The 8,478-nt window shown below is 63.7% G+C and carries 8 protein-coding genes and 1 pseudogene; 7 read left to right on the forward strand and 2 right to left on the reverse strand.

All coding sequences use genetic code 11. The annotated features are described in order from the left end of the window. Positions 1-145: 145 nt before the first annotated feature. Positions 146-607, forward strand: coding sequence for a hypothetical protein (locus WA070_RS03215; protein ID WP_066768561.1), 462 nt, complete (start codon positions 146-148; stop codon positions 605-607). Between the two features lie 16 nt (positions 608-623). Further along, positions 624-1,691, forward strand: coding sequence for a hypothetical protein (locus tag WA070_RS03220; protein WP_422632728.1), 1,068 nt, complete (start codon positions 624-626; stop codon positions 1,689-1,691). A 20-nt stretch (positions 1,692-1,711) separates the two neighbouring features. Here the strand turns inward: WA070_RS03220 and WA070_RS03225 are convergent, their stop codons facing one another. Both WA070_RS03225 and WA070_RS03230 read right to left on the reverse strand, forming a co-directional pair. Then, positions 1,712-3,100, reverse strand: a complete 1,389-nt coding sequence (locus WA070_RS03225) for a DUF6880 family protein (RefSeq protein WP_422632729.1) — start codon at positions 3,098-3,100, stop codon at positions 1,712-1,714. Then, positions 3,100-3,276 (reverse strand): hypothetical protein, encoded by a 177-nt coding sequence (locus WA070_RS03230; RefSeq protein ID WP_422632730.1) that lies wholly within the window; start codon positions 3,274-3,276, stop codon positions 3,100-3,102. Before WA070_RS03230 ends, WA070_RS03225 begins: the two co-directional genes overlap by 1 nt. Before the next feature lie 196 nt (positions 3,277-3,472). Between WA070_RS03230 and WA070_RS03235 the strand changes: the two genes are divergently transcribed. The 5 genes and pseudogenes from WA070_RS03235 to WA070_RS03255 form a co-directional block, all read left to right on the forward strand. Continuing rightward, positions 3,473-4,675, forward strand: coding sequence for an ATP-binding protein (locus WA070_RS03235; protein ID WP_422632731.1), 1,203 nt, complete (start codon positions 3,473-3,475; stop codon positions 4,673-4,675). A 12-nt stretch (positions 4,676-4,687) separates the two neighbouring features. Next, positions 4,688-5,986, forward strand: coding sequence for a hypothetical protein (locus tag WA070_RS03240; protein WP_422632732.1), 1,299 nt, complete (start codon positions 4,688-4,690; stop codon positions 5,984-5,986). Positions 5,987-6,212: 226 nt separating this feature from the next. Further along, a complete protein-coding gene (locus WA070_RS03245) occupies positions 6,213-7,163 on the forward strand; it encodes a hypothetical protein (protein ID WP_422632733.1) in 951 nt (316 codons plus the stop codon). A 480-nt stretch (positions 7,164-7,643) separates the two neighbouring features. Then, positions 7,644-8,081: a hypothetical protein gene (locus WA070_RS03250; RefSeq protein WP_422632734.1), complete on the forward strand. Its 438-nt coding sequence runs from the start codon at positions 7,644-7,646 to the stop codon at positions 8,079-8,081. A gap of 145 nt (positions 8,082-8,226) precedes the next feature. Beyond that, positions 8,227-8,478 (forward strand): annotated as a pseudogene (locus tag WA070_RS03255) (hypothetical protein); the annotation flags it as partial.

The raw sequence follows: 8,478 nt of genomic DNA on the forward strand, positions 1-8,478 counted from the left end.
GTCTCTAGCCATCCGGCACCGCGTTGGGCCCGCGCCCGTCAGAGGGTGGGACCTCGCAGGGACATGGTCGCAAAAGGAGAGGGGGAATTGGTGAGGAAGCCGGGCGGCAGAATGCCGCCATTCCCTCACCACAGGAGATTCTCCGATGGACATCATCGCTTCACGGACGCGTATAACCGGATCGGCTCCCCGTTATTGTTATCGCGCACTGGTCCCGCTGGATGAGGTCAATCCCGCGCGCCGGCATCGTGTCGCCATCCTGCAGGTCCAGACCCCGACCACTCGTCTGCCCTGTACCCGGATCGCCGACACGATGGCGCCCGATCGCTGGTTCGAGCGGAACCTTGCCGTCCCCTGCGGTCTTGCCGCCCGGCTCAACCTCGTCGGCAGGCGCGTCGAAGGCATAATCCTGCGCTCGGTATTTCCCGAGATGATGACCCACCTGGCACCGCTCGCCCTTCTTCTCGATCATGATCCGGGAAGTGCCGTTCATCGGTTCGCGACCATCGATCTCAACGCGGCCTTCGATGCCATCGCTCCCCGCATCGACGTGCTGATGCCTCCCGACCTCGGTCTCCACCTAGGTGCCGATCGCCGTGCGGCCTAACACAGGGACCCTATCCATGGACCATTACACGCTATCCCATCTCGAAGCGGCTGCTTGTTTGTGGGAAGCGGTCCTTGAGTTGCGCGACCGGCCCGATGCCGAACCTCATGCGATCGAACGAGCGCTGGCGATCCGCAAAACCTTCGACACCCTTGGCACGTCTGGACTGCGCCTGATTGTCGTAGGCTGGATAGATCCGGTCGATGCCGCCTGGTACAAGGCTCAGGAGAGATATCCCTTCTCCTTCGACTGGAATTTCGTGCCGCGGTGGATCGTCGACATGATCGACTGGTCGGATCCGCGCCATCCTGCCATCCGAACCGATAGCGCCCACCGGGACGTCTCCGGGGCCGCCCGCAAGGGGGCATCCGTAAAGGCCCCTGTACCCATCGGTCGGCCCGAACATCTCGCGCTGTTGGAACGTGCGCGGGCTGCCCTGGAGACGCCGGCCGGTCTCACCGCCGACGGCTCCAATGCGCTGATCCGGGACATTGCCCACGCCGAGAAATGGCTGTCATCCTCGCCCTTGCCCTGGCCGATCGATGTCCATGTCGCGGTCATCGAACACAGGCACGGCACGAACCTGCATGTCGCTCTCGACGCGAATGCGCTTGACGCACAGGTCGCTGCCTATTGCCGTGAATGGTGGAGGGAGATCGGCGACGGCAGGGATCCGCATAGTCTTTCAGACAGGGATATCATCGAGGCCTATTTCGACGATCATCCCCACGAGAGCTGTTCAACCGATCGCGTGATGTTGAAACCGCCGATAATCCCCCATCGCATTCCGCAACTCCCCGAAACCGGAACCTATTGCGTCCTTTCGACCGCCCATCTGACCTTTCAGACCGCGGACCGCCTCGACAAATGGGCGTCCTGGCCGCCAAGCGAGCGTCCGATCGATATCGCAGCCTCGGTCTATGGCTGGTTCGTGCCGACACGCGAACTGGCTAAGGAACGCCGCGCGCAATTGCCGGAGGACCTGCTGCGCCTGATCGCTTTTGGCCGCGATCGGGGTTTCCGTTTCGTCCTGCTCGATTGCGACGCGGTCAGCCTGGATGACCTACCGGTCCACGACTGGTAGAACTGGCCGGGTATCATCCCTCAGGCTGGAATCTGGCTCCAAAAGCCCATTTTGCGCCCATGGCTCTTGCGCAGATGATCGAGCCAGTCGGCATGGCACATGATCTCCGCTGTGCCATCGACGCGGTCAGCAAGTTTGCCTGCGGACAGGAAATCCCGCACGGCATAGGCGTAATATTTCGAGGCGCCGCGATCGAGCACGCCAGTGACCAGGCGGCGGTAGAGAAGGGTGGCGGCGACCGGATCGCTCGACGACAGGGCCTCGGCGCAGGGCCGCAGGACGTCATAGGCACGCCCATCCAGCCGATCGATCCGATCCCGGACCAGTTGGCCGGCGCGTTCCAGATCCGGCCATTCGACCAGAAATGCGAGCGCGCTAACGCTGGGATCGAACGCTATCGCCTGATCGAGCGCCTGCTGCTCCGCGTCGAGATCCTCGAAATCGGGCAAGTACTTCAGCCAGTCGCGCAGCGCTGTCACATCCAGCCAGCGATCGAAAATCGCCTTGCGCTGCGCCTGCGCGTCTTCCCTGCGGCCCAGGGCGATGAACGCACGTAGCCTGAGGTCGGAAAGCTCACGCTCGTTATGCCCGCGCTCGGTCGGTGCGTCGATCCAGCCGAGCGCTTCCTCGGCGCGTCCATGCGCGATCAGCCGCTCAGCGACCTTCGCATTGAGCAGCGCGTTACGCCGCTCGGGATCGACCGTGGCGATATAGGCATCGACATCGTCATCGAGGTCGGCGAGTTTGGGCAGGAGCCAACCGGCCTTATAGTCGAAGCTGCGCCGTTCTGTTCCCGTCAGCGTCTCCTGACGGTCCAATAGCAGCTGTCGCAATGCCGCCCGGCCTTCCTTGCCCAGCGCAGGGGAGGCGGCGTCAGGCAACTCATCGAACACGCCATAGCCGTCGCTCTCGATCAGCGTGAGAATATCATCAGCGAGGATTGCTGGTTCCGGCGCTCCGGCGCGGCACCAGAGTTTTCCCAGATCTTCGCCGCCCTGCCGAAACACGACGCCCAAAGTACCGCTGCTGTCATCAGCGCGTTCGAACACCGGCTCGGCAAGGCTGAGGAACAGGCGCATGAGATCGATCGCCCGAGCCGCCGATGCTTCGGCAAGCGGCCCTGTTATGCTGGCGCGCAACTGGTCAAGTTCTTGGGCGAGCGGCCGCACCTTGTCCCATTCGATGAAACTGCGCGACCTACGGATGGTCTTCAAGCGCTTCTCAATCTCATGCGCCAGCGCGCCGCTGTCATCCTTTGCCGCCAGTTCCATGCGCGCGGCACGCGCAAAGATCGGATCGGCCTCGGCCTGGTTCAGTACCAGCCGCGCCAGCCGGGGCGCACCCAGGCTCTCCAGATTTTCGAGCGTCAGCTTGATGGAACTGCGCGAGGCCTTCCCGCTTGCTGCCATCAACCTGCGTCTTTCCCCGCCGCGCGCTCGGCGGCGATCAGAGGCATCAGCATGGCGTGCAGCGAGTCTTCCGCACGCGTTCGGCGTGAAGCGTCTGTGGAAGCGAGATCACGGCGTATCCAGTCAGGCAAGCGACGAAGCAGTTGGTTCAGTTTCGAATCCGGAGAATCAGGCATGCCCGTCTCTTTGCCGCAACAACGTGCGTCTGAAAACCGGAACGTAAATCTGTCCGCCATGCAATCCGACCGGAGGGAAGGGGGTGAATGGAAGCGAGGGTCAATTCGGACAGCCCCGGAAGGAGATCGCCATGATGGTTCCCGCCACACTCCACATGAATAGCCGTCTTGGGCGGCCGGTGAAGGAGTACGCCCGATGAACGTCGCCTCCAGCAATTTCACGCGCGACGCCCGCGTCCCGCTTGGCCGTTGCTCGACCGGCCAGCTTGAACTCGATCTCGGCAAGCTCATGTCCGGGCGCTGCCTCATCCAGGGATCATCCGGCGCCGGCAAGAGCCAGACGCTACGCCGGATCGTCGAGGAAGCCTTCGATTATCTCACCACGATCATCATCGACCCGGAAGGTGAGTTTGCCAACCTTGCGGCTCATATCGGCGCGACCACCGTTATAGCCCGCGACTATACCAATGATGGCCTGACCGCGGTGGGACTGCGGACCCGCCAGCATCGTATCGCGCTGCATCTCGACCTCACCGACCTGGAGCCCGACCATCGTATCGAGAAGTCCGCCGCCTTTTTCGCCGGGCTGCTTTCGGCGCCGCGCGAGCATTGGGGCAACACGGTGCTGGTCTGCATCGACGAGGCGCATCTGCTCGCGCCGCACATGGCCGCCTCTGCGCGCGATGCCGAGACCCGCCGCCTCGGCGTTGCCACGCTCACCGACATGTGCGCGCGGGGCCGCAAACGCGGGATAGGCACGATCGTGGCCACCCAGCGATTGGCCAAGCTCGCCAGTTCCGTCGTCTCCGAATTGCACAATCACCTGATCGGCCTCAACGTCTTCGACCGTGATGTCGCGCGCGCCGCCGATCTGCTCGGCTTCGGGAGCGACCAGGCTGCGCTTCTGCGCCAGCTTCCACCTGGCGAGTTTTTCGCCTTCGGTCCTGCGCTGGCGGCAACGCCTGTGCTGGCGAAGATAGATCCCACCATCACCCCGCATATCGGGCGAACGCCCGATCTGGTCGCCGCCGCCGATCTCGACCCCGACGAAAGCAGCAGCCTGCTAGACCTCGACGCCCTGCGCGAAGTTGCACCGGCACGAGCGAAAACGATGGTCATGCGCGGCCAACGTGCGCTCGACGCCTTCCTCATAGACCCCGCCGCTCCGGCTGCCGCACGCATTATCGGCGCCCTGGGGCAAATCGCACCCAATGCCACGACCGCGGACGATCTTGCCCGTCATCTGGCGCTGCCGGCCAACGACATCGACGCCGGGCTCGACCTGCTCGCTGCCATCGGCGCGTCCGACACCATGCCGCGCGGGAACACGCGGATTGCGCGTCTGTCGGCGCGGCTGCGGCTGCGCGTCGTCGATACGCCCGTCGTTGGCCTTGTGTGAATGGAGATCGCCATGCCCCAGCCGTCTTTCGATCTCGATGCGGATATTGTCGAACTCGTTCCCTTCATTCCTCGCCCGACGGCACTCGACGCAGCGCCACTTGCCGAAGTGGCGTTTCGCGCCGACGCGTGGCTTCCCGATGAAACAGCGCGCTTGCGCGACGCCTTCGCCCAAGATCGTACGATCGACGAGATCGCGGCCATGCTCGGCAGGCCCCGAGCAGGCGTCGCCACGCGTATCCATGATCTTGGCCTGCGCCGGAACTCGAGGCGCTCATGGACCGGCTGGGACGACCAGGAACTGACGCGATGCTACGCGCAAGAGCCGACTGCGATGCTGGCGGCACGGCTCGGGCGGGGCGTGAGTGCGCTTTATGCGCGCGCACGCTTGCTCGACCTGTCCGAGCCCGGATCCCCGCCTTACGGTGGCTGGGAAGACGCACAACTGCGCGCTGGGTACGAGAAGGGCGTTCCCGTCGCCCAGATTGCCAGCCTGATCGGCCGTCCCTTTGCCGGCGTCATTTCGCGCGCTTCGGCATTGGGACTACGCCATGCCTGCCAGCCGGGCGACTGGAGCGAAGCGGAAATGACTCGCGCACTCGAACTCGCGGCCACCGGCGCACGCTATGTTGCCATCGCGCAGGTTCTGACGGCTGAAGGTTTCCCGTCCCGGAACAGCCGCAGTCTCGGGCAGCGCCTTCGCAAACTGGGTCACGGTAGGGGCTGGGGCCGTCCCTGGATCGCCGAGGAAGACGAGTTCCTCCGCCACGCCTATGCGACCGGCAAGAGCCTGACGCCGCTGCGCGAGCGTCTTGGGCGCACTTCGCACTCGATCAGATGGCGGGCGGAAGCGCTGGGTTTGCGTGGCACCCATGTCCATCGGGATGGCTTCCGGCAGGGTCCTGTCTGGACGGCCGAGGAAGAAGCCCGGCTGCGAGCGGACTACGGCAAGGTGCCGACACGCGCAATTGCCGAAAACCTGGGTCGCGGTGTGCGCGCCGTCCTCTACCATGCCAATCGGATGGGCCTCACGCACGGCTTCATGCGCGCGTTCATCCCTGCGGAGGACAGGGCGATCCGTAATGCCTGGACCCATGGCGTGTCGATGGTCGATGTCGCCCAGGCGCTTGGCCGCGATCCTGCCGTCATCGGCAAGCACGCCGCGCGTATCGGCTGCCGGTTCAACGATCCGGCGAGGCCCGCACGAGGCCCCAGGACCCGGCGGGCAAAGCGAGCGCCTGTGACGCTTCAGAGCCTGCTTGCGCTCGAGCCCGCTGCAGCGGTCGATGCCGATCTTCCGTTCGCCGCCTGACCCTGTCTCGCATGGAGGCCATGATGCCGCTGCCCGATCTGCCCGCCCGGTTGTCGCCTTGTCGCGGCCGCTTATGTTCCTTCGATCACGCCCTCAGAACGGCACAGCAACTGCGACGTGCGACCGGCGTGCCGCATTATGTCGTACATGGCGCCCGGCCCCTGCAGGCATTCAAGGTTACGATGCGGCCGCCGGCCTGGCCGGACCGCTGGCTGGCGATGGTCGCATGAGTGCGGACGGACGTACGCCCGTCGTCGCGGCATGGGGCGCGGGCACCAATTCCACCGCGATGATCATCGAACTTATCCGTCGGGGCGAAATCCCAGACATGACGTTGCTAGCCGCGATGCCCGAGCAGCCCCATACGCGACGGCTCATTCCCGTCTTCCGTCAGTGGATGGACGATCATGGTGTTCCCAACGAGATCGTCGAATATCAGGCCCGGTTCTTCAAACATTGGCCGCCCTACACCTCGCTGCTCGACGCCTGTTTGACGAATGGCACATTGCCGTCGATCAGCTTCGGCCAGCATAGCTGCAGTGCCCGTCATAAAATCTCGCCCCAGGATAAATGGGTCAAGGCCTGGCCTCCGGCACAGCATGCCTGGGCCAATGGCAAGAAGGTTATTCGCTTGATCGGGTACGACTGCTCAACGCGTGACAATCAGCGCTACGCCCATCGCGAAGGACATATCTCGGACCTCTATGAGTACAGATATCCGCTTCGGGAATGGGGCTTCACACGCGAGGATTGCGAGCGCATTATCGCGGATGCTGGCCTGCCAAGTTTCTATAAAAGCTCATGTTTTTTCTGTGCGGCCATGCAGATTTCAGAGGTCCGCGCGCTGACGCGCGAGGAGTTGCGCCTCATCGTTCTGCTTGAAGCGCGCGCCGCACCGCGGCTTCGAACCGTCGAAGGGCTGTGGCGCAAATCGACGAAAAAGCGTCCCGGATCGATGACCGCGTTCATCCGCAACGAGGGATTGCTCGATGCTAGCGAGATCGATTCGATCATTGCCAGCGCGCCCCTCGATCTTCTCGAGTTCCAGCGGGCCGCAGCAGCCGTCCCGATCGAGCAGCGATCACATATCCAGACATGGATCGAACGCTTCAACGCGGGGCTGGCATACGCTTCAAATATTGCCAACGACCTGGACGAGGTCAGAGAGGCTGACTGATGTATCGGCCCCGACCGCTGGTGAGCGGGAAACGGCGCATTTCAATGATATTCACCATGCCTTGTCCCTGGCATGATCGGTGTGAAGGCTGTCATTTGCGTTGAATCATTCTATCCCTTAGCCTTGCAGTATCCGGACGCGCCGACTGCAATATCTTGATAGAGGGAACGGGCTGGAACATGGGATTGACCCCTGATGTCTGACGCGCGGCAAGCCAGCCTTTTTACCGAGGATGATCTGCCGTCTACCCGTCGAGGTACGTCCGCCCGCCAGGCCGGCGAATTCGACGTCGAACCGGAAAGTCGGCCCGCCTCAATTCAGCTTGTGCTTCGACGCCATGGGAGATTTCGGATCTGGGTGAAGAGCATGCAGCTAAGGCTTTCCCGCTGGTTATGAGTTGTCCATCCCCCGATGCGTCTTTCTGACGATCTCGCGATAAACCGACATCTTTATACACGGGCTATCGCGACTCTGCCCGATGTGCTGCTGATCGATGTTCCCCTGGCCTTTGCGTCTACCAGCCTGCCACTCGGGCGCTATTATCCCGTAATCCTGGAGACCATTGAAGAGCGGCAGGAGTTCGAGGCCTTCCTCCAGGCAGATCGACCCGCGCCGATCGTGCCCGATCTGCTCGATCGCAGAGCGTCCGCGCTCACCACCATCGATATCGTCTTCGCGCTCTTCGATCCCACCATCGCGGGCTGGCCCTGGCTTCTGCTCTGCCGTTGGCCTGCCGATCATGTCGCGCTGGCGGCAGATCAGGGCGATATGTTCGGGCGCGGCGCCTACACCATCGAGATATTCCCGGATTCCGCCGCGCGGGCCGCCGCCATCAGCCAGTTGCTCGCGATACTGGGGACGCACCAGTGTGTGCAGGTGGTTCCCGTCACACCTGCAGCGCCGGCCGGAACCGCCTGATCCTGCGACGCGCCCCGCGACAGGCACTCCAGCGACGGTAGCGCCAGCGCGGCTACCGCCGCGCCTCCAGCCTCGCTCCCCAACCCATCTTCGGCCCCGCACCTTCCATCCCGGCTCCGCGCCATTCCGCGGTGGTCACGCAGAGTTGTGGGCGGGACGCGGCGTTGAGCGTGGGGCAGGCGGGGCGGCGTCGCGCCAGCGGGAACGGGAGCGCCTGGCCGCGAGCGGGCGGCGCGCGGGGCGAGGGCGGGATACAGAGGAGAGAAGGACCGGGGAGGGTGTCGCCGGAAAATGGATTTCGAGCGACATTCGAAAGGTCAAGACGATGAACATCGGTGAAATCTTCAATCAGAACGGCCGCCTGACGGGCTCGATCGCCACCCGCACGATCGATCTC

The sequence above is a fragment of the Sphingobium sp. genome, from assembly GCF_049304695.1.
Lineage (GTDB): Bacteria > Pseudomonadota > Alphaproteobacteria > Sphingomonadales > Sphingomonadaceae > Sphingobium.